12 protein-coding genes and 2 pseudogenes are annotated in these 20904 nt (G+C 68.6%); 4 read left to right on the top strand and 10 right to left on the bottom strand.

The features are described from left to right. Window positions 1–660: 660 nt before the first annotated feature. The gene (locus tag ACWCP8_RS38495; RefSeq protein WP_451121086.1) at window positions 661–2994 is read left to right on the top strand and encodes a SpoIIE family protein phosphatase; all 2334 of its coding nucleotides are present in this window, start codon (window positions 661–663) and stop codon (window positions 2992–2994) included. A gap of 373 nt (window positions 2995–3367) precedes the next feature. Here ACWCP8_RS38495 and ACWCP8_RS38490 read toward each other — a convergent pair whose 3' ends face one another. The 6 genes from ACWCP8_RS38490 to ACWCP8_RS38465 form a co-directional block, all read right to left on the bottom strand. Next, the gene (locus tag ACWCP8_RS38490; RefSeq protein WP_451121084.1) at window positions 3368–7510 is read right to left on the bottom strand and encodes a carboxypeptidase regulatory-like domain-containing protein; all 4143 of its coding nucleotides are present in this window, start codon (window positions 7508–7510) and stop codon (window positions 3368–3370) included. A gap of 52 nt (window positions 7511–7562) precedes the next feature. After that, on the bottom strand, window positions 7563–7685 hold the full coding sequence (locus ACWCP8_RS38485; RefSeq protein WP_451121082.1) for a hypothetical protein: 123 nt from the start codon (window positions 7683–7685) through the stop codon (window positions 7563–7565). Window positions 7686–7818: 133 nt separating this feature from the next. Beyond that, window positions 7819–10713 carry a helix-turn-helix transcriptional regulator gene (locus ACWCP8_RS38480; RefSeq protein WP_451121080.1) on the bottom strand — a complete coding sequence of 965 codons (2895 nt, stop codon included), beginning with the start codon at window positions 10711–10713 and terminating at the stop codon, window positions 7819–7821. Window positions 10714–10877: 164 nt separating this feature from the next. Beyond that, on the bottom strand, window positions 10878–12989 hold the full coding sequence (locus ACWCP8_RS38475; protein ID WP_451121078.1) for a hypothetical protein: 2112 nt from the start codon (window positions 12987–12989) through the stop codon (window positions 10878–10880). Between the two features lie 754 nt (window positions 12990–13743). Further along, complete coding sequence (locus tag ACWCP8_RS38470; RefSeq protein WP_451121076.1) at window positions 13744–14637, bottom strand: IS982 family transposase; 894 nt, start codon at window positions 14635–14637, stop codon at window positions 13744–13746. A gap of 482 nt (window positions 14638–15119) precedes the next feature. Further along, entirely contained in the window at window positions 15120–15596 is a 477-nt protein-coding gene (locus tag ACWCP8_RS38465; RefSeq protein ID WP_451121074.1) for a MerR family transcriptional regulator, read from the bottom strand. Between the two features lie 51 nt (window positions 15597–15647). Here ACWCP8_RS38465 and ACWCP8_RS38460 point away from each other — a divergent pair, with 51 nt between their 5' ends. Beyond that, window positions 15648–16313 carry a class II aldolase/adducin family protein gene (locus ACWCP8_RS38460; protein WP_356006178.1) on the top strand — a complete coding sequence of 222 codons (666 nt, stop codon included), beginning with the start codon at window positions 15648–15650 and terminating at the stop codon, window positions 16311–16313. Further along, window positions 16310–16750 carry a carboxymuconolactone decarboxylase family protein gene (locus ACWCP8_RS38455; RefSeq protein ID WP_352271937.1) on the top strand — a complete coding sequence of 147 codons (441 nt, stop codon included), beginning with the start codon at window positions 16310–16312 and terminating at the stop codon, window positions 16748–16750. Before ACWCP8_RS38460 ends, ACWCP8_RS38455 begins: the two co-directional genes overlap by 4 nt. Window positions 16751–16823: 73 nt before the next feature. Here ACWCP8_RS38455 and ACWCP8_RS38450 read toward each other — a convergent pair. The 4 genes and pseudogenes from ACWCP8_RS38450 to ACWCP8_RS38435 form a co-directional block, all read right to left on the bottom strand. After that, a pseudogene (locus ACWCP8_RS38450) lies at window positions 16824–17061 on the bottom strand (telomere-associated protein Tap); the annotation flags it as partial. A gap of 336 nt (window positions 17062–17397) precedes the next feature. Beyond that, window positions 17398–17610, bottom strand: a pseudogene (locus ACWCP8_RS38445) (prolyl aminopeptidase); the annotation flags it as partial. A 178-nt stretch (window positions 17611–17788) separates the two neighbouring features. Continuing rightward, window positions 17789–18283, bottom strand: a complete 495-nt coding sequence (locus ACWCP8_RS38440) for an SRPBCC family protein (protein WP_451121072.1) — start codon at window positions 18281–18283, stop codon at window positions 17789–17791. 498 nt (window positions 18284–18781) lie between these two features. Next, window positions 18782–19384 carry an SRPBCC family protein gene (locus ACWCP8_RS38435; protein WP_451121070.1) on the bottom strand — a complete coding sequence of 201 codons (603 nt, stop codon included), beginning with the start codon at window positions 19382–19384 and terminating at the stop codon, window positions 18782–18784. Between the two features lie 104 nt (window positions 19385–19488). On the opposite strand from ACWCP8_RS38435, the gene ACWCP8_RS38430 reads away from it, so the two are divergent. Further along, the gene (locus ACWCP8_RS38430; RefSeq protein WP_352271945.1) at window positions 19489–19683 is read left to right on the top strand and encodes a hypothetical protein; all 195 of its coding nucleotides are present in this window, start codon (window positions 19489–19491) and stop codon (window positions 19681–19683) included. The last annotated feature ends 1221 nt before the right edge of the window (window positions 19684–20904 follow it).

The following is a 20904-nucleotide window of genomic DNA, read 5'->3' as shown; positions in this document are numbered from 1 at the left end:
TTACGCCGGTCTCCGTCCCCCACCGTGCAAGCTGCACGGCCGTACCGGTAGAACCACGAGAAGAACACGCTTCTGGCACGGCGGCGGTCTCACGGATGATGGTCGTATGCCGTCTTGGCCGCGCAGGACTGCAGGAAGAATCTTCCCTCCACTTCGCGGTACGTCGCGCCGCCTACCAGCGCCGTACCCAGCACGCCGCCGACGGGCGGATACAGCGCAACGTCAAGCGGGCCCCTCCCCCGCCCCAGGCATGGGGCGACTGCGAGGGGCGCAGCGGCAAAGCCGTCGTCGTGGCCACAGCCGCAGCGGTCTGCCCCTGCTGACGTTCCCGATCAGCTGAGACGCGACGCTTCACCATCCCATCCGGGCCGAACGCAGCTGTTGGAATATTCCGACGCAACAACTTTGAGCCCATCGCGCCAGGAGCTATGTACGACACCCGCCACGACAGCAGAGTGAGAACCGCTGCGGGCAGCAAGGTGAGAGTCACCAACAGATGGTCATCCTGGCTCGCGCGCTGGGGCATGCCTACTTCTGCGGTGAGGGACGGTGCGCCCATGTGTTACGGAAAGGGGGGCTGAGCCAATCGGTGTAGCTGCCGGATGAGTGAGCCTGTCGTCTGCACGGGGTGGGCAGGGATGGCGGCGGAGGTGTTTTCGAATGCCCAGCGGTGACGTGCTCGTACTCATCGATGACAGTGGCCGGGTGGTCGAGTGGGGGCGTCCGGCTGAGGAGCTGTTCGGGTGGTCCGCCGAGGAGGCCGTCGGCAGGTCCGTGGCCACGCTCATGAGTGAGGCCGCCGCCGGCGGCGAACGGCAGCGGGAAAGGTTCTCGGAGACGGCCTCGGTGCTGGTCAAGCCGGTGCTGCGAGGTACTTCCGTGATGTGGCAGGTGCTCTCGGCGGCGGACACCGTGCCGGGGCAGGACGTGGCGATCTTGAAGGCCATGTTCGCCCATTCCCCGCTCGCACTGCACGTCCTCGACAATCAGCTGCGCGTGGTCCGCATGAGCACCGCCGCCGACGGGCTGAGCAACACCCCGGTGCTGGGCAAGCATTTCACCGAGGCGTGGGAACTCGCAGACCCCGAGGCAGAAGCCGCCGTGGCGCAGGGGGTCCTGGAGAGCGGCGAACCGGTGGTGAACCGGCTCGTCCGGCACGTCAAGGCACCGGGTAGGCCCACGCACCGTATCCACTCCGTCTCCTGCTTCCGCCTGGAGGACTCCCACGACCGTGTGCTCGGACTGGTGACATCCGCGGTCGACGTCACCGAGCGGGAGAACGCACAGAACCGACTGGCCCTCCTGGACGCAGTCCGCACACGAGTGGGGCACCGGCTGAACGTGGGCACCGTCTGCCAGGAACTGGTCGAGGCGGTGGTGCCCGCCTTCGCCGGCATCGCCGACGTCGAAGTGATCGAAGACGTCATCCGCGGAAACGAACCCCCGCCGGTGCCCGTCCACCGGGACGTCCCGCTACGCCGAACAGCCTTCCAAGGCCAAATCGCGGCGGGTCATCCAGCCGGAGTCGTCCGCTCCCTGCCGGTCGGAGTCTTTACCCCCCTGCCGACCGGCACCCCCTTCTCGGAGGTCCTGTCCGACCTTCGGCCGCGCCTCGTGTCGATCGAGGAGGACAGCTCGTGGCTGGCCGCCGACCCGGCCCGAGCCGAAGTCATCAGGCAATCCGGTGCGCACTCCCTGATCGTGGCGCCGCTGGCGTTGCGCGGCCATGCTCTGGGCGTGGTCAGCTTCTACCGCCACCAGCAACAAGACCCCTTTGAAGAGGAGGACGTCGCGGTGGCGTCCGCAGTGTGTGCCCATGCTGCGCTCTGCATCGACAACGCCCGCCAGTTCATGCGCGAGTGGATCATCGCGCAAACCGTCCAGCGCAGGCTTCTCCCCCAACCACCGGCCACACATACCACCATCGACGTTTCCCAACTGCACCTTCCCGCTCCGCAGGGCGGCGGCGCATGGTTCGACGCGATCGCGCTGCCCGGCGCACGGACCGCGCTGGTCGTCGGCGACGTGGCAGGGCAAGGTATCGCCGCGGCCATCACGATGGGACTCCTGCGGACGGCCATCCACACACTCGCCGCCCTGGACCTGCAGCCCGACGAGTTGCTGGCCCGCCTCAGCGACACCGCAGCCCGTCTCGTGGCCGCGCGCGCAACGCTGCCGCCCATGGATCCCCTGAGCCGTGAGCCGCTCATCGCCGGCTGCGTCATCGCGGTCTACGACCCGGTCGAACTCACCTGCACCATCGCCCGCGCCGGCCTCCCGGAGCCGGTCGTGGCCCTTCCCGACGGCACCTCGGCCGGTCTGCCCGTCCCTCCAGGGCCCCTACTCGCCGGAACAGGCAACGCCCCATTCCCCGCGACCACCGTCAGCCTCCGCGCAGGAAGCACTCTGGTGATGGGCACGGGCGCGCTCGCGGACGAGGTCCTGGCGCCGTCCGGTCCACTTCGCCCGCTCCTGGACGGAGCCGGTACAGCGCCTTTGCCGGACCTGCGCGACGACATCGCGCACGCACTCGCAGGCGGCAACCGGGCCGGCGAGACACTGATGCTGCTCGCCCGCACGAAGGCGCTGCCCAAAGATCGGGTACTGACCCTCTCGCTGCCCGCGGGCCCCGAGGCCGCACCGGTCGCCCGCGCAGCGGCCCGCCGCCAACTGGAGGCTTGGGGGGTGGACGAGGAGACGGCGTTCACCACCGAGCTCATCGTCAGCGAGCTCGTCGGCAACGCGGTCCGCTACGGTGTTCCGCCCCTGCAACTACGCCTGATCTTCGAGCGGATGCTGACCTGCGAGGTCAGCGACAACGCGACCAGTGCTCCGCAGGTGAAACATGCCCGCACGATCGACGAGACCGGCCGAGGACTGTTCATCATCGCAAGCCTCGCGGACCAGTGGGGTACCCGCTTCCAAACCCAGGGAAAGACCGTCTGGGCAGAGCAATCGACAGGGGTGTCAACGGAGCGCCGAGACGATGCCTGACGTCCACGGTGAACACGGCAGGCGGGGCCTGCCGCGCGACGAGTTGTATTGAGAACCCGTATCTCAACCGATCTTGGAACGACGGAGCCCAACGGGGGTTCTGGTCGGGTGATCTTCCAGCTGTAAGCGCCTGAAGGCAGGGCCTCTCGGTGGCTCGGGTCGATGGTCACTCGTATGAGCCGGCTCTGGCAGGGCGCCGGGCCGCCGGCCGGCACTGAAATGCCCCGGCACCTCCCGGAAGCCGGAGGCGCGCTCGCCAAGGTTCGAGGCACACACGGGATGCCCCCGCCGGAGGTCTCCGGCGGGGGCATCCCGTGTGTGCGTCGGTGTTTCGGTACGCAGTGGTCGGCGCATCGGAACGCCGGGGCGTCGGTCAGCTGCTCGGCAGGGCGAGGTCGGCCTTCGTGAGGCTGCCGCGCTTCACACTCACCTTCTTGCTGCGCTTGCCGGATCCGTCATCGGTGACGGTGATGGTCGGCACGGTCGCCTTCAGCCACACGTCGTACACGCCGCGGCTGTTGGTCGTGACCGTGATGAGGTGCTTGCCCTCATGTGACAGGGCAACCGTCGCTCCTGGGAGGATCTTGCCGGTTGCCGCGTCGGTGACCTTGCCGGAGATCTCCCCCCAGGAGGCAGGAGCGTTCGCCTTCAGGGTGACCGGGACGGGCTGGTACACGTACGGCGTGTCGGTGATCATGGACAGGTTGGCCGCGTAGTCGCCCGGTGCCGGGAGGGCCTTGGCGTCAGCGAAGACCCGGACCCGAGTGGAGTGACCGGGCTTCAGTGTCACGGTCGTCCTGTTCTGCGACAGCCAGCTGACGTCGTCGCCGCCGCACTGGTCGAACCCGGTCAGCATCGCTGCACCGGTGGTGGTGGATATCCCGAACGCATCAGCCGTCCCACCGATCTGGGAAAGCCCGCAGCCGGTGCCATGCCCGGCATCGGCGACCGCTTCGGGCGCGCTGGGCAGGTCGGTCCAGACATTGGCCACCGGGTCGTACTGCATGGCGCGGTGGGTCGTCGCCGTCAAGTCGAACGGGGATTCGTCCACGCCCCCGACGACCTGGAGTTGACCGTTGGCGGAGCTGTACGACCCGCGGAGCTGGGTGTGCGGCATGTCGGTGGCCCGCGTCCAGGTGTCGGTCTTCGGGTGGTAGATGTACGTGTTCGCCAAGGCAGTGACGTGCCCGTCCGAATCGTTCAGGCCGCCCGCGCACACGATGCCGCCGTCGATCCCGCCGCATCCGCCGGCGCTCATGGCGACCGGATAGTCGGCGATCCGGCTCCAGGTGTTACGAGCCGGGTCGTAGCGGTAAACGGTCGAACTCGATGACCCGTCGGCCGGGACTCCTCCTATCACGTACAGCTTGCCGTCAAGTACCGCGACGGCGGCATCAGCCAGTGCCTGCGGGAGATCCGCGACCCGTGACCAACTGTCGCTGTTCGGGTGGTACGCGTAGGTGGTGGACGTCCATCCGACGGTCCCGCTCGCGTCGTAGCCAAAGCCGCCGGCCACATACAACGTGCCGTTCACGAACGCGCCGGTGGCGGAGTTCCGCGGCTGCGGCAGGTCGGCGATCCGCGACCAGGACTTGGCGGCCTGTTCGTACACGTAACCGTGGCTGAGTACGTGCCCTCCCCACATCTTGTCCATTCCACCCACCGAGTACGTCTTGCCCCGGTACGAACCGACGACACTGCTCCTGACCGGCTCGGGGTAGTCGGGCAGCGTCTGCCACGATCCGTCGGCCGGGGCCGGCTTCGTGGCGGCGTCGGGCGCAGGGGCGTTCTGCTCGGCCACCGTGACCCTGAGCGGCGCGTGTCCGGTGTTGGTGAGCGTGATGTCCTGGCTCGCCTTGCCGCCCAGTGCGGTGTTCAGCGACACCTTGCCGGGCGCGACCTTCAACCGTCCCGCCTGCAGCGCGGGGCTGTAGGTGTGCACCGTGTCGGAGGCGGTGACGGTCGCCTTGGCCGTCACGTACCGCGGAGCGGTCGTGGTGAGCGTGTTCTGCCCAGCCTTCGAGCCGTACAGCCAGTAGAAGCCGTCAGGCAGGGTGGGGTCGTTCGGGGTGGCGGTGCTGACTGCGGTGGCGTACATGTCCACGGCGTCGGCGGAAGTGTTCTTGACGGTGGCGCCGTTGATCGGCTGATGGGTGTTGGCGTCGCTGATGCTGCCCTGGATCAGCCCGCCGCCGAGTGTCCGGCACTGGCCGACCGACACACTGGACACCTCGAAAATCGACTGGCCGTCGCCGCTGAAGTGGAAGCGGACCTGGACATTGCGGTGGCCCAGGGCCTTGGTGAGCGGGACCTCGACGTGTCCGAAGAATTCGGCCTCGCCCTGGTATACCCGCGTCCAGGTTGCGCCGCCGTCGGTGGTGACGGACACGTCCGCCTCGGAGCCCGCCGGCAGCAAGGACAGCGCGTTGAACCGCAGGTCGGCATTCTTCTGCCCGGTCAGGTCGAACGGCGGCGAGATCAGAGCCGTGTCCTGCGCCTTGCCGCCGGTGCCGTAGGGGTTGGCGACGGCGAAGCCCGCGTCGCCGATGAGGTTCCACGACCCGTCGAACTGCCAGCCGAGTGCGGAGGGGTCCTTGTTGGTGACGGTCCAACCGTACTTCGGATCCGTGGTCCAGCCCTCGAAGTCGGCTTGTGCGGGGTACGCGAATCCGGGCGCGGTGCACTGCTCGAGGTCCGCGGCTGCGGAGATGTTGTGCTGTACGTCGCCCGTACCGATCTTGATCGTGGAGTCGGACGACCTGTATCCGGGATAGACCGGCGTGAGGTGCATCGTGTAGTCGGCCTGTTCGGGCAGGTCCACCGAGTAGGCGCCGGTCTTCGGGTCGGTGTACACCGCCCCGTTCGGGTAGCCGTCGATGGTGATCTTGGCGTAGAGCGGCCAGCCGTGCCCGGACCCGTCGGTCACCTTGCCTGTCACCTTGTGGTTCGGTGTCTTCGTCAGCGCCATGTCTGCGGTGGCGGTGTGGTCTGCGGTCACGGCGATGTCGCTACGGGTGCCGGTCCCGTAGCCGAAGAGCGACGCCGACACGTCGTAGGTGCCGGCTGGGACGGTGACGCGGTAGGCGCCTGTGCTGTCCGTCTTGGCGTGAGACAGGAACTGGTCGGCCTTGTCCGTCAGCGTGACGGTCGCCCCTGCGAGCGGCGTACCGGTCGTCTGATCCCTGACGCGGCCGTTCACGACTCCGGACGGAGCCGGGACGAGGGCGGAGACGCCGTCCGGTGTGCCGAGTCCGGTGGGCCCGTCCCAGCCGGATCCGGCCTCGCACAGCACGTCGCCGCAGGCGCCGTTGACGCCCTCGGTGATGTCGAAGAGACCCTTGCTCTGGTGAGCGTAGGGGTAGGTCACCGGGTACGTGTCCGCGGCCGGGGTTCCCGCCAGTGCGTACATCGCGGCGATCAGCGGCGAGGACAGGCTCGTGCCGCCCACCTGGAGCCAGCCGTCGTTGAGCGAGTTGAACACCGCCAGACCGCTTTGCGGGTCGGCGACCGCAGAGATGTCTGCGGTCGCTCTGCGCGGACAGTTCGTCGCCGATCCGCTCTGGTAGTCCGGCTGCGGCTCGAACGTGGAGCAGCCGCTGCCGGCGCCGGACCAGGCGTTTTCCGTCCAGCCACGCGTGGTGCCGGGGGCACGGGTCAGCAGCGTACCGCCGGTGGCGACGACATTCGGATCGGAGGACGGCCAGATGACCTCGTTGCCGGTGTCGCCGGAAGATGCGGTGACCACCACACCGGGATGGTCGTAGTCTGCCCCGCTCAGCTCGGACGCATTGGCGTCCGCCAGACCGTAGGAGTTGGACACGAACTTGGCGCCGAGCTTCACCGCGGTTTTGACAGCGGCACCCAGGTCGGCCACGCTCGCACTGTCCGCCTGGACCAGCAGAATGTGGCAGGCGGGGCAGGCCGAGGAGACCGCGTCAACGTCGAGAGCGGTCTCCAGCGACCAACCAACGTTGTCCGGCGGGTAGTTGACGCCGCCCCGCTGGTCGGCCTTGCGGAAGCACCCGTTCTCCGTGGTGCAGGCGGGCAGCCCGAACTGTTCGCGGTACTTGCTGAGATCGGCCTCCGCGTCGGCGTAGCCATAGGCGTCCACGATCGCGACGGTCTGGCCCTGGCCGGTGGCCGGCAGGTGGTAGGCGGACTGGATGTCCGTGGGGGTCAAGGCGGTGGACGGCGGCCCGGCCGCTCTGACCATGACGCGCTGGTCGGATGTCGTCCGCACCAGCGCCTGGCAGCTCGCGGTGTGCTTTTTCGGCGTCGGGGTGTTGCAGTCTGCGGGCGCGTAGTGGTGAACCAGGCCGGCGATTTTCGCCGGCGAGGGCTTATTGTCCTGCCGCAGCGCAGCAGCGTCCTTTTCTGCCTGCCGTGCCACCTCTGCCGGGACGGCGGCGGTGGGCTTCTTGGCCCCAGCCGCCGGATCGACCGCGATGGCGGGAACCTGCGCCGCGGCGAACAGGCCTAGGCAGGCGGCTATGAGGAACGAAACAGGAGCGCACAAGCGCCCACGTCTTGTCATGAACAGACAACCCTTCAGTCGGGGTGGGGCGGAGTCAGAGCGGTTCATAGCCGGAGGGCTCATCGCGGTCGGCACCCTCTGCGTCCGCGCTCTCCGGCTCGTCGCGATCGTCGGGAAGTTCGCTCTCACACGAACTCATGTCTTTGCCATCACTCATGAACAACCCTCAGTTGCTGTGTCCCGGACAAACGCAAGCCCGCCTGCGAGTATGAGTTCGGCAAGCGGGCGTGATCGATTGGCCAAATGGGCTAAAGAATGCGTGTGGACGTGCACGGACGGGTCCGCGCCGATCACAAGCTCCCCGCCTGTGTCACGTTCACGGCCAGCGCCGTTCTGGACGTCACCCCGTATTTGCGCATGGCCGACTTCAACTGCGCCGTGACGGTGCTGGGCGACCTCGACAGCTCGGCGGCTATCTGCCGGTTCGTCAGGCCCTGCAGCAACAGCCGTACCACTTCCAACTCCCGTGGCGACAGCTGGTTCCCGTATCCGCGCCGTCCGCCGCGTCTGCCGCCCCGCGCGGCAGACGTGCAGCGCTCGACGCCCTCCTGCGCCCGTGCCGCTGCGTACGGCCTCGGCAGCTGCGACCATGCCTGGGCCGCGTTGCCCCACGCCCGCACCGCCGCGTCGAACTCTCCTTGGCCCTCGACGAGCACCGCCCGGCACTCCTGCAGTCCCGCATGCGCAGCGGGCGCGTGTCGCCCGCTCAGCCCCTCTTCGAACGCGGTCACGAGGTGCTGCGCCTCCGCATGCCGCCCGGCCGCCGACAGTGCGGCCACTCGCACGGGTGCGACATCTGTCGCCCAGAACCAGATGCCCTTGCGCATGACCAGACGGATGGGGTCCTCAGTCAGGGCGAGTGCCTCCTCGGTGTCACCCGCGGCAAGCCTGAGCCGTGCCTGCGCCGCGGCGGGCTCCAGCCACAGGCCGATGGCGCCGCGGCGTTCGCCCTCCTCCCGCACCGTCCGCAGGAGATCTTCGACCTCCTCATCCGCGCCCGCCGTCGCCAGTTTCACCTGAGCCACCACCAGCAGGGCCTGCAGCCGGCACAAGGGCTCTTCGGCCACGTCCGACCACTGCCCGGCCCGCTCGGCCAGGCCCTGCCACGTGCCGGTCAGGTAGTCGAGGTGGAGGAGCGTCACCCCTGCCAGGTCCGCGAGCAACTGGTACGCGTGCCGCCCCGCGACGTCGACGGCGCTCGTCAGTCGCCGCCGGGCCTCCGCGTACCGTCCCCACCGGATCGCCGCATCGCCGATGTTCAGTTCGGCGCGGCCGCGCTGGAGCGCCAGCTGCGGTGTCGACTCGTCGTCGCCCAGTTCGTCGGCGAGCACCCAGCCTGATTCCTCGCCGAGTTCGAGCAGTGCGGTCGTGCGGTTGACCAGCAAGGACAGCCGCTCATGCGGGGAGAGCGCCGCATCGGCAGTGAACTGCCGAGCCCACTCCAGCCAGCCCAGATGAGTCTTGGCCGGCCATGTTCCGCTCAGCACCGGATATCCGAGCGCGGTCATCGCCCAGGCGCCGGCGTACGTCCCGTCGACGAGGTCGGGTATCGCCGGCTCCAACTCGGCTGCCGCAGCCGCGTACTCACCGAGTTGGATGAGGATCTGAGCGAGCTGGCCGCGCACTTCGGCGCGGTCGCGCGCGCTGAGCCGGTTTGTTTCGAGGACGGCGCGCAACGTGGCCAGGACATCCGCACGCCGGGTGTAGCCGGTGAACGCCTGGAACGGCATCTTCCGCACCAGTGGGGCGACCGCTTCCGCGGTCAGCCCCGGTTCGTCGATCAATTCGTGCAGAAAGGTGAGGGCGGTGACGTGGTCACCGGATGCGAGGGCAATGTCCGCTGCCTGCTCGGCGTACTCGCACCACCGCATGATTTCGCCGGCCTGACGGAAGTGATGGGCGAGCCGGCCGACGGGCCGGGGCCGGGCGGTCTCCAGCAGCGCGGCGGCGCGGCTGTGGGCGGCGCGCCGTTCGGACGCCGGCGCCTGGTCATACACCGTCCGGGCGGCGAGCGTATGCCGGAACGCGATACGGCCCGAACCGGATCCGTCCTCGACCAGCAGGCCACTGCGTACCGCCGCGGAGACAGCTGATTCGACCACGGTGGCGGCGGACCCCCGGGCCGGTGCGATGGCGGAATCTGCCGGACGGCCCGTCCGGCCCTCGATGCCCGCGTCCTGGCCGCTCCCCACCCCGGTCAGCCCACTGACCGTCCCCAGCGTTGTCTCGTCCGCCGGATCGCTCAGGACGGCAGCCGCCAGCAGCACCCGCCGGGCGTCGGCCCCGAGCCGGGCCACCCGCTCGGTGACCGCGTCCCGGATCGTCGGCGGCACGGCGATCTCGTCGAGGGTGCGCCGCATCCATTCGCCGTCCCGCCGGACCAGGTCGGCCCGGTCCCGCAGCAGCCGGACGCACTCCTCCAGCGCGAGCGGCACGCCCTCGGTACGGTCGTGCAGGAATGTGGCGAACTCGGTGGAGACGTGTTCGTCGTCCAGCATCGACGACACGAGCTCCGCGGTGTCCGACACCGCGAGTCCGGCCAGGCCGACACGTGCGTGACTGATCCCCGCACCCGTCGGTACCCGGGAGGACAGCCGCAGCAGCAGGGAGTCGGCGGCCACCTCCTCGGGACGGCAGGTCATCACCAAAGTGAGCGGGAACGGCTGCCGGGAGGCCAGGAACAGCAGGAACTCCAGCGTCGCCTCGTCCGCCCAGTGCACGTCCTCGACGACCAGGACGTCGATTCCGAGACGGTCCAGGAGTTCGGTGAAGGCCCGGATCAGTCGGTGCCGGGAGGCGCCGGCATCGGCCAGTGGCTCCGGCGCGGGGGGCAGGTCGTCCGCCCATTCAGGGAACAGCGGCCGCAGCGTACCCGCCAACGCCGACAGTCCGAGGTCCGCCACATCGGCGCCACTCGGTGCGGCCTGCCGGGCGGCGTCAACGATCGGGCCGAGGGTCAGCGCCTCGCGAAACGGCGGGCACACCGCCACCAGCGTGCGCGGACCTCCGGTGGCGACCGCCGCCAAGGCCTCCTGCACCAAGCGGCTCTTGCCGATGCCCGCCTCACCCTCCACCAGCACAAGGGCGGGCAGTCGCCGCAACGCGTCTGTCACACGCCTCAGTTCCACGTCGCGCCCGACGAAACGGGGGCGGCGGCTTACCGGTGATGTCGCCGGTGCGGTCACGGATCTCAAGTAACGCTTCCAAGGGGTCGGCAGGTGGCTGGTCAGCAGCTCGACGGGCTGTCCCGGTGTGCGGGGCTCCTGGCGTGCAGCCGGTCCACAGAAGTCGTTCCGGGCGGGGCCGCCGGCTGCGGCCCCGCCCGGCAGGGCTGTTACGTCAGGTGACGTCAGCGCAGGCCGAAGGCCCGGGTGATTGTCTGCGAGACGCTGTTGTCGGCACTGTCCTTGGCAGTGACCCGGAGCGTGACGAAGCGCGCGGACTTCGGCGCGCGCAGGGCCGTCCGCCATCCGTCACCCTTGTGGCTCAGCTCGGCTCCCTGCCAGGTCGCCCCGCCGTCGTATGAGACCTCGAGCGAGGGCTTGCCGATGACGGCTGTCGTGCCGGACAAGTAGGAGGCGGTCACCGTCAGCTGGGCCTGTCGGTCCGCCCGGCCGACCTTGTCGGTGTCCACGGCGTAGTCGAGCTGGATCAGCGGTACGGGCTCGGCTTCAGCGGCTGCGGAGGTGAAGTTCCACTCGGTCAGCGTGTGCGTCGAGTAGGGGTTGGCCCAGGCGCCACGGTCGTTGTCGACCACTACCCGGTAGGGCATCCGCTCCGGGGCGAGCCCGAACGCCACCGCCTTCTCGGCGTTGCCCCACATGAGCAGCTGATCACCCTGGTAGAGCCCCACCAAGTCCTGGACGTCGAAGTTGCCGTAGGCGTCGCCGACATGGCCGGCCCCGGAGTCCCCCCAACCGGGCACACGGATGATGAGGTTGTCGCCGTAGCGTGTCGGCTGATTGATGTACGAACTCATCCGGGGCCGCTGGATCGGGCCGAACCAACTGACCTTGTCGGTCTTCCCCGCCGGGTAGTGGAGGGGGTTGAGCGACTGCTGTGTGGTCTCGCCGTAGATGCCGGCGTCGTCCAGCCAGTCCGTGTCCGCGGTGGCCCAGTCGGTCCGCTCTCCCTGGGCGGGAGCCGGGAAGGCCCTCCAGGTACCGCCCCAGCCGTCCGAGATGTCGTTGCGGTACTCGTACGCCTTCCCCGGCCGGTAGTTGCGGAAGGAGACGTCGACCCGGGCCAGGTCGCTCGGCTTCACCCGCCAGGTCGGGTCCGCCGGAACGGCGCCGGACCAGTGGTGCACCACGTCGTAGAGGTAGTCGGTGGTGGGGTGCGAGGTGACCTTCAGCTCAACGCTGCCTCGGCCGAGCGCGTCGATCAGGTCACCGCCCTGGTCGGCGTTGAGCGTCGCCACCGTCAGCGGGGCCGGGCTCTCCGTGCTGTCGGTCGGCTCGTTCCAAGGCTGCAGTCGTCCCATGCCGTCGTTGGCGACCAGGAGCACCCGTGCGCCCGCCGCCACGGCGGTCTTCGCTTGCTCCTCGATTCCGATGGCGTCGCTGCGCCGCACCACCACGGCCTTGCCGCGGACATTCCTCCGGGCCAGGTCCTTGGTCGTACCCTCACCGGCGAAGACCGCCGTCAGCTTTCGGGTGCCGGCCGGCAGCTGAGTGGCCGCGCGCTTGACCAGCAGATCGTCGTAGCTTTCCGACCCCCTGCTCACGGTCAGCGCCGGCTGCTCAAGACGGAAGCGGGCGCCGAACTTGAACCCGTCGGTGGCTTTCTCGCCGGTCGGGAGCGCCCAAATGCTGTCGTAGGCGTCGACATCTTGTTGCTCCGAGACAGAACCGGGCATGAACGAGTCGGTCTGCGAATTGCCGCCGAACGACTGGCTGACGTCCATCCGCGACAGGACCGCGGTGGCCTCCTTCGGCACGTGTGCCCGGATCTGACGGGCCTTGCGGGCGTCCAGGGTGATGGTCCGGTCCTGGTCCAACCGGACGCCGGTGAAGGGGAGCAGCGCCAACCCCAGCGAGTGCGGCCCGTTGGCCCCCTGCACGTTGGCAAGGAGCCATCCGCTGTAGGTACCGGTGGGCAACCGGTGCGCGGTGCCGGTGCCGGACGCGTCGAGCGTCACCGTCGGCATACTGTGCTCCGAGACGATGGTGACCCTGCCGGAGAGCGGCTTGCCCGAACGGTCCTTCGCGAGGATGGTGAACAGCTGCTTGTCGAGCTTGCCCGCGCTGACGTAGGGCAGGGCGGCGTCGGGGTAGACATACGTCGAGCCGTCGATGACTGAGCGGTGGAAACCGGTGGTGGTTCCATTCGGGCTTTCGAAGGACCGGACGGTGGTGCCGTCGGCGGCGGTGCCGATCGTGACCTTGTCACCGGTGATCAGGGTGACGCTATGCGTGCCGCCGCTTCCTGCCGACTGGTGAACGGCGCCGACAAACGGCATGGGACCAGTGTCCGCCGGTACCGCGGCGGTGGCCGGTATGACCCCTATCGTCAGAGCGGCGACCACGGCAAACGCGATCGGCCCTGGCCGGGAAATGGGAACGCTGCGCAAGGAGACCCCTCGGGTGAGGTGAAACGCAAGAGCACATACGTTGCCCGGCGCCCTTTGCCACCACCTGGGGGTGCATGCGTCGATCACGCACCCGGGCCCAGGGTTGCATCGGTCATGTGACTGCATGGCCAACTCGTGGCCGCTCAGGTACCCGTGCGCCGTCGACTCCTGCTGACTGTGCGATCACCCTCACCTGCGAACGCTACGATCTCGACCTGATTCGGCCTGGACCGAAGGACGACATTTCGGAAGGATCACCCCAGACTGTCAGGGTCTGTTGAGGGGCCTCGCGTATTCCGGACAGGCGCCCGACCGTCCATGTCACGCGGGGATTCGCAACTCCTTGTACCCAGCGTGGCCTTCACGCGAAGGACGGGAACCCACCGCCGAGTGGAGGCGTTTGCGCGAGTCTGCGAGCGGCACCGGCGTGGTCGGCGGACGACGCCCCGGAACCGCCGCCCCGACGAAGGACTCAGGCAGTCCTGGGGCGGCCGAGTACGGGCAGCACCCACCTGGAAGACACCTCCTCCTCGGATCCCACGATCTGATCTTCAAGAGATGCCCACAAGCGCGGGCCAATCCTGCAGCGAGCACTACGCCCAGGACCTCACAGCAACGGTCTAGACGAGTCATTCCGATGTGATCAGTGGTCATAAGCGGTCAAGGATCGTATGACGGGCTGGCCGGTCTTGTGGTTGTGCCAGATCGCGGCGGTCATCGCGAGGATGCGTTGGGCGACGCGGACGGCGACACCTTCGAAGGTCCGGCCACCGTGCTGTTCCAGGTCGAGCTGGCCTTTGAGGGTGTCGTTGACCGACTCGATCAGCTGCCGCACCGACTTCAGAAGGCTCTCACCCCTGCGCTTCTTCTCGCGCTTGAAGGAGGGACGCAGCAACTCCGCGCCCCGGAAGGCCAGACCGGCCTCGAACTCCTTGGAGGCGAAGCCCTTGTCCGCGATCACCAGCAGGCTCGGCCGGTCCGTGGCCAGGTGCGGTTCGCGGTCCAGCATCGCCGACAGCACCTCCCGCTCGTCCAGTTTCGGGTTCGCCAGTGCCCACAGGATGGGCATTCCGGTCGGGGTGCACACCAGGAACAGACGCAGGCCCCAAAAGAACCGGGAGTGCGAGGCGCAGTACCCGTATCCGGCCCAGCCGGCCATGTCCGACCGCTTCACCGTCGGACGCGAGCGGCCACACTCCACCGGCGTGGAGTCGATGATCCAGTGGTTGTCGAACCAGAAGTCCGTATCGACGGCCAGTAGCCGTATTGCCTTCTTGACCAGCGGTAACGCTGCCCGCAGCCGCTTGTTCCAGCCTGGCTGCTTGGGCACGTACGGGAGCATCGCTCCTAGCCGGGAGTCCACGAACCGCAGCCGGCGCGACTGCGAGGTGAAGCCCAGCAGAGCCTGCGCCACGGCAAGGGTGACCAGCTCGGAATCCGTCAGCTGCGGCGGTCGGCCAAGCCATCGGGTACCCCCGATCTCGTCGTCGATCTTCACGTACAGTGCGGTCAGCACGGCGTCTAGGTTGTTCGTCACACAACGATCTTGGACGCCCTGTCTGCGTTCCCGGACACACCGTCAGCATTCGGAATGACTCGTCTAGAGGAGCTCGAAGGGCACATCGAGGCACTGCTGGATCAGGAGGACCCCTGGTGCTGCTGCGGGTGCACCATGTCCGGCTGCTCCACGTCGTGCCGCGCGGTGTGCCGCTGGACGAGTGCGGGCAGTGGAGCACCGACCCTGCTACGGACCCAGGACAGTGGCTGGTCGGACTGGAGCGCCCGAGGATCTGTCGGTGCGGATGTGCGGGATGCTCGCCGACCAGGCCGTGGCGCCCATCACGCCTATCAGCGTTCTCCACTCCCTGTTCCCCATGACCAGGATGGTAGATCCCGTTCCGTCCTCTCGCTGCCGCCTGGACGGGGGACCCGCGGCCGGCGCCGCAACGGCAGCATCGGCGTACGGACGCAAGATCGGCTCGTGAGCAGTGAGACAGGCGGCACCAACCTCGAACAGGCTCAGGACAGCGGCGGCGCCGGATCCGGCGTCTGCCACGCCGCCATCTGCTCTCGGAACTTCGGGCATCTGACGATGTCCTCTTCGCTGCATTTGAGGGCATGGGTCAGGAGCTGATGGGCGTGGTCGAGATCGACCAAGCGCTGCTCAATCTCGGTGATCTTGGCGCGGATCATCGCCTTTCGGCGTGGCTGCTCCAGCTGGAACTCGCTGATCTCGACCAGGGTCAGCCCGGCCTGCTGGCACTTGCGCAGTACCGTGATCCGCTCGGCGGCCTCCGGCGGATAGCGCCGCTGGCCGCTCTCACGCTCGGGCGCGGGCAGCAGGCCGTGTCGCTCCCAGTACCGGATGGCCGAAGCGGGCACTCCGGTGATCTTGGCGAGTCGGCCGATCGGCATGCGCACGTTCCGCTCCTCCTGCTCCTCGTCGATCCCGGCATTTGACTTAAACCTTAGTTCAAGTTGAAGAGTGGTCGGCACGTGGACAGCGACGAACGAGCGGCCGCTGGCAGCAAACTTGGAGATACCGCTATGAGCGACACGTACGTACGGAAAGAGCGGGCCGACCAGCTGGTGGAGGCCGCGGAGAAGCTCTTCGCGGCCGGGGTGATGTCCCACTCCGGGCACGCCAACCTGAGCACCAGGCTTGACGGTGAGCGCCTTCTGCTGACGCCGGGGTTCGTCCGCGGCCTGCGGCCCGAACAACTGGCGACCGTCGGTTTCGACGGGCAAGTCCTGGAAGGCGAGCTGCAGTCCGTCAGCGCCGAGATCATCGCCATGCACAGCGCCGTGTACAAGGCCCGCCCCCACGTGGGCGCGATCATCCACACCCACTCGCCGTCCGCGACCGCCTTCGCCGTGGCCCACCGGCCGCTGCCCTGCCGCACCGAGCCGATGCTGCGCTTCGGACAGGCCGAGGACGTCCCCGTGGTTCCCTGGGGACCTCGCGGATCGGACGTGTCGGTGCGCGGTATCGCCGACGTGCTGGAACGGTGCCCGACGACGGCCGCGGTCCTGCTGGCCAACCACGGCCTCTTGGTGTTCGGCCCGGATTCGGCGGCCACCGCCCACCTCGTGGTGGCGATCGAGGAGAGCGCCGAAGCCGAGATCGCCGCCGCGGCGATCGGCGGGGCCGTGGACTTCCCCCCGGGCGCCCAGGAGGCCGTGCGCGCCGCGATCGCGCGGGCCAGGTCATGACGGACGACACCCTCGCCTCCCGTACGGAGGCCATACGCGACCGTTACCGCTCCACCCTCGGAACCGTTCCCGGCGGGGTGCAGGAGAGGCTGCGCCTGGCCCAGGAGTTCGGCCGACTGCCGACCGAAGAGGCGATCGCGGCACTGCGCCACATCGTGCTGACCGACAATCCGCTGGGAGCGCGGGTGCAGCAGCTCGTCCACTTCGGGCAGCTGCTGTCCCTTGGCCGGGCACACCCCGCCCGGATCCACGCCCAGGGCGCACTCCACGCCGGAGCTGGCATCGCCGACCTCATCGGCGTCGCCGAGACCGCGCTCATCACCGCGGGCGTGCCGGCGTACGCACTCGGCACCGAGATCATCGCCGAACTCCTGCCGCATGGAGACGACGGCGAAGAGCGACCATCGGATCGTGCGGGCGGCCCGGTCCGACTCTGAGACAGAAGTCCAACTCAGCCCCGGCCGGCGGAAGATGCCCGGCTGCACCCCAGTGCCGGGTATCCAGCGCCTACCAGGACGGGATGCACAGCTGGACACAGGCCCGCTCCGAGCCGGTGGCGGGGCGGTAGATCCGCGCCCACGGCCCGAATCCACGCTTCGTCAGCTGCCACTGGGCGCGGGTCGACTGCTTGATGACCTTCTGGAGCGTGGCCCTCCGGAATCCGCCGGGCAAGCCGCTCCTCGTCGCTGAGGGCGATCGGGAGGCCGTAGCGCTCCAGCGCGGCCTCGGTGAGCACGAGCAGCGGGTCGGGGCGCCGAAGGTGTTCCTTGTCCTTCTTGGACGTGCCTCCGCCGCCGTGGAGCATCCGAAGGCTCTGGAATGGATGTCATGGCATAGCGAGGGACAAGGCGACCACCAGCGCGCCGAGGACCTGGCACACGCCGCGGCAGCCGCCGACAACAGTCACGCCCTGCACGGCCTCGCCCACCTCAGATTCGCTAAGAGCCATCTCCACGACGCTGAGCGATTGAACCGCGCCGCCGCACAAGCGGGGTCGGTGTCAGCCCGCGAATGGCTCGCCCGCAGGGAGTCCCCGCGTGAGCCGGCCGCTTGATCATCTGGGGTTTTGTGGGCTCCTGTGAGTTCACTGTTGCGCGAACCGATCGAACGCTCCGTACAGTGCTCGGCTCATGGCAGCGCTGCCCTGTTGTCCCGCGTCGTCGATGACCACCATTTCCGCGCCGGGCCAGGCGTGCGCGAGCTCCCAGGCCTTGTCCAGCGGTCCGCTCATGTCGAGGCGGCCGTGGCTCAGGATGTCGGGGATGCCTGCCAGGCGCCCCGCGTCGCGGATCAACTGCTTGGCGGCTGGCTGCGCGGGTCTGGCACAGCCGGGCATTTCAGACAGGCTTGCCAGCACGTTTGTGAGCCCGGCGCAGAGCTCACAGAGGCCTGGACAAAGGCACCGGCAGCCGCAAACCCTGTGTCCGCCAGGACGAACCGTGCTGCGCGAATGCTTGTCAGCCTCGACCGGCCCGTCAGCGGTCAGCCACGTACGCCTTCTCGGCTTGGGTCTTGAGCTGGCGCAGCCAGTCGGTGAGGGACTGTTCCAGAGCCTGCCGCAGCTCGGCGGGCTGGGCCTGGACCACGGCGCCGCTCCAGGACTCCTCGGTGTGGACGGTCACCACGCCGTCGTGTTCCTCGAAGGCCCAGATGTGGATGCCGTCGATGCCGTTGGCGGGTCCGCTCCAGGCGATGCGCTCGCCGTGCACGACCTCAAGCAGGGTGGAGGTGATGTCGAGGCCGTGGGTGAGCCAGTGGAAGCTCGCTCCGGGGGCGAGCGGGCCGGCGAACTCGGCCCGCTCGACGTTCGTGTTCCACCGGGCCCATCCCGCGATGTCCGTGTGCAGGTTCCAGACGAGGGCCAGGGGGGCGTTCACGGTGGTGGAAACCCGCACGATCACGGGGGCGTTCTCGTCGATGGTGATCGCGATCGGCTGGAGCTGCGGGGTGTCCGTGGTGTTGGCGTTCATGGTGCTGTCCTTCCGGGCTTGCGAATGGGGAGCTGGTATTGGGGAGCCGGCACTGAGGCTTCAGAGGTTCTTGCCGGTGGGGGTCCCCGTCGTGGGCCGGCCGCCGCAGGGGGCGATGAGGACCGCAAGGAGGGCGGCGGCGATCGCCGTGGCGGAGAGGAAGGCTGCCTGGTAGCCGCTGTTGATCGAGGCAAGGGTCGAGGGGGTTCCGGTGCGGTGGGTGGCGACGGCGCTCTGGGCGAGCCCGAGGGCTCCGCCGACCTACTGGGTGGTGTTGATCAGGCCGCCTGCTAGGCCGGCATCGCCCGGGGCGACCTTGGCGGCGGCGGTGACGCTGACGAAGGAGGGCGGCCGCGAGCACGGCCAGGGCAGCCCAGCGGCGCGGGGGTAGGGCGTGTGGTCCGGGTCGGGTGAGCGGTTCCGTGCGGCGGTGGGCGCGGTGCGCAGGGCTCCATGGCGCCGGCTTCGCTCTTGGCTGATGTCGGTGGGCGATCGTCGTCAGGAGCGGCTTTCGCTTTCATGCTTGAGGTTGTTCATCCAGTTCTGGAGCGACGTGTCGAGGGCTGTCTGCAGGGTGGCGGTGTTGGCCACGACCGGTGCGCCGGTCCAGGACTCCTCGGTGTGCACGAGCACGCCGTTCTTGATGGGGGTGAAGGTCCACACGTGGATGGCGTTGATGCCCTGGGCGGGGCCGCCCCAGGCCAAGCACTTCTTGTGCTCGACCTGCTTGACGGTGGAGGTGATGTCCAGGCCTTCGGTCGCCCAGCGGAATACCGAGCCAGACCGCAGCGCGCCGGGCGTGTCCTTGGTCAGCGAGGTGACATTGGGCTGCCAGGTGGGCCAGTTCTCGACGTCCGTCTGCACCCTCCAGATCGTGGCCAGCGGTGCGTTGATCACGATGTTCTTGCGGGTGATCACCGGTGCGGTCTCGTCGGGGTGTACGCCGGCACAGGCGAGCGACTGGCTGTACGAGGCCTTGCCGGAGTGATCGTGCGAGTGGTCGTGCGAGTGGTCGTGCGAGTGACCAAAGGCCACACCAGAGGCGGCGACGACCAGAACTGCGGACAGGGCTGCGAGCGGGACGGCGTTGACAGCGCGCATGACGTGTTCCTTCGAGTGGAGACCGGGAGGGGCACCCGCACGGTGCGGGTGGAAGCCGAGATCGTTACTGTCTCTCGCTTCTGTTAGAGACTGTAACTGTAGCTATGGGGGAACGCAAAACGTTGCTGTCGCGGCTGCGCGGCTGCCGGGCTCTGGCCGGGGCCGTCATCGCGTGGACCCGCATCCACGGCGTGGTGAGTCTGGAAGTCGAAGGTCTCTACAGCGGCATGGGTCACCAGTCGCAGACGCTGCTGGAAGTGGAGATGAACACGCTCGCCGACACCATCCGGCTCGGCTGACCCATCGCTCGCCACGCGGCGCACCCGGGCGCCCGCGTGGCGTGCTTCGATCGGGTGGACGTTCCATGCCAGTTGCACGGTGGAGGGGACATGGCGGCTGCTGAAGCGTCGTAGGCGGTCGTGGCAGTAATTGGCCCGCAGGGCGACTGAGCGGGGACGGCAAGTCGGTCAAGTTGCGGTAGAACGCCTGGACATGGTGGGTGAGGGGAGCACTCCCCCGGAAGCCGCAGCAGGGTGTCCGTCGCGAGCATCGTGGGCAGTCACCTCCGCATGTGTGCCCGTCCACTGTGGATGACCGGGCAGCGCAATGGTTCACGCCGTGGCCTCGCGTCCCGCGCAGCAGCTGCTGCCGGGCTGACGGTGTCGGAAGCTTCGACCTCTTCGGCCTCCGGTCGGCGTGCCGGGGCGTCCTGCCTGCCCTGCTGCAGAGGGGCGGGCAGGAGGCTTTTTCTCCCGGCGTGTTGCCCGCTCCGGGCGATACGGGTCAGAAGATGCGCAGGCGGGTCGGCGTGGCGTGGGGCTGGTCGACCCAGGCTGCCACTCGTCCCGGGTATGGCTCTTCCCCCCAGACCATGCGGACTGTTGTTGCCTGAGTTGATCCTCGCGGTATTGGAGAGAACACGGTCCTGAACACCGATTCGCGGACCTGATCCGGGCGTCGGTCGAGCAGCGGTGGAGGACGAAATGCGCCGGGTCCGGAAGCAAGGACAGGCACGTGTCCAGGGGGCGCGAGTGACGGCGGCGATGGGTGGTGGTGGCGATGGGCGGCGGCGACGGGTGAGTTCGGGGAGACCACCGCCCGGTGCAGTCACCGGCCAGGTGTGGGAGCGAACCGGATCACGGAGCTGCCTCGCCTGAAGCGGTAAACGGATACCCCCGAGAGCAGCACGGCAAGAGCGAGGGCAAGGGCGGCGGCGAAGGGCAAGGGCGGAGGGCGGTCCCCGTCCAGAGCGGCAAGAGCTCCGGCAGAGCGGCAGCGGAAGGCTCCGACCAACGGGGCGGCGCAGGGCATCAGTGGGTCGGGACTCTCCCGCAGCGGCCAACGTGAGGCGCGAGCGCAACCAGCACGGCAGCGGTTGTGACAACACTGAGCAGCGCCGCGAACATACCGGTAGCGGTAACCGCCGTCAGACCCGAATCCGCAGGTAGCTGTGGGGGCTGGCGGCTGATACGGCGACAGGTGTCCCTGCTGGTTTGAGATGATCGAGGTTCTCTACGCCT

Source organism: Streptomyces sp. NPDC002206, assembly GCF_053593595.1.
This window is presented reverse-complemented; position numbering and strand designations above follow the sequence as displayed.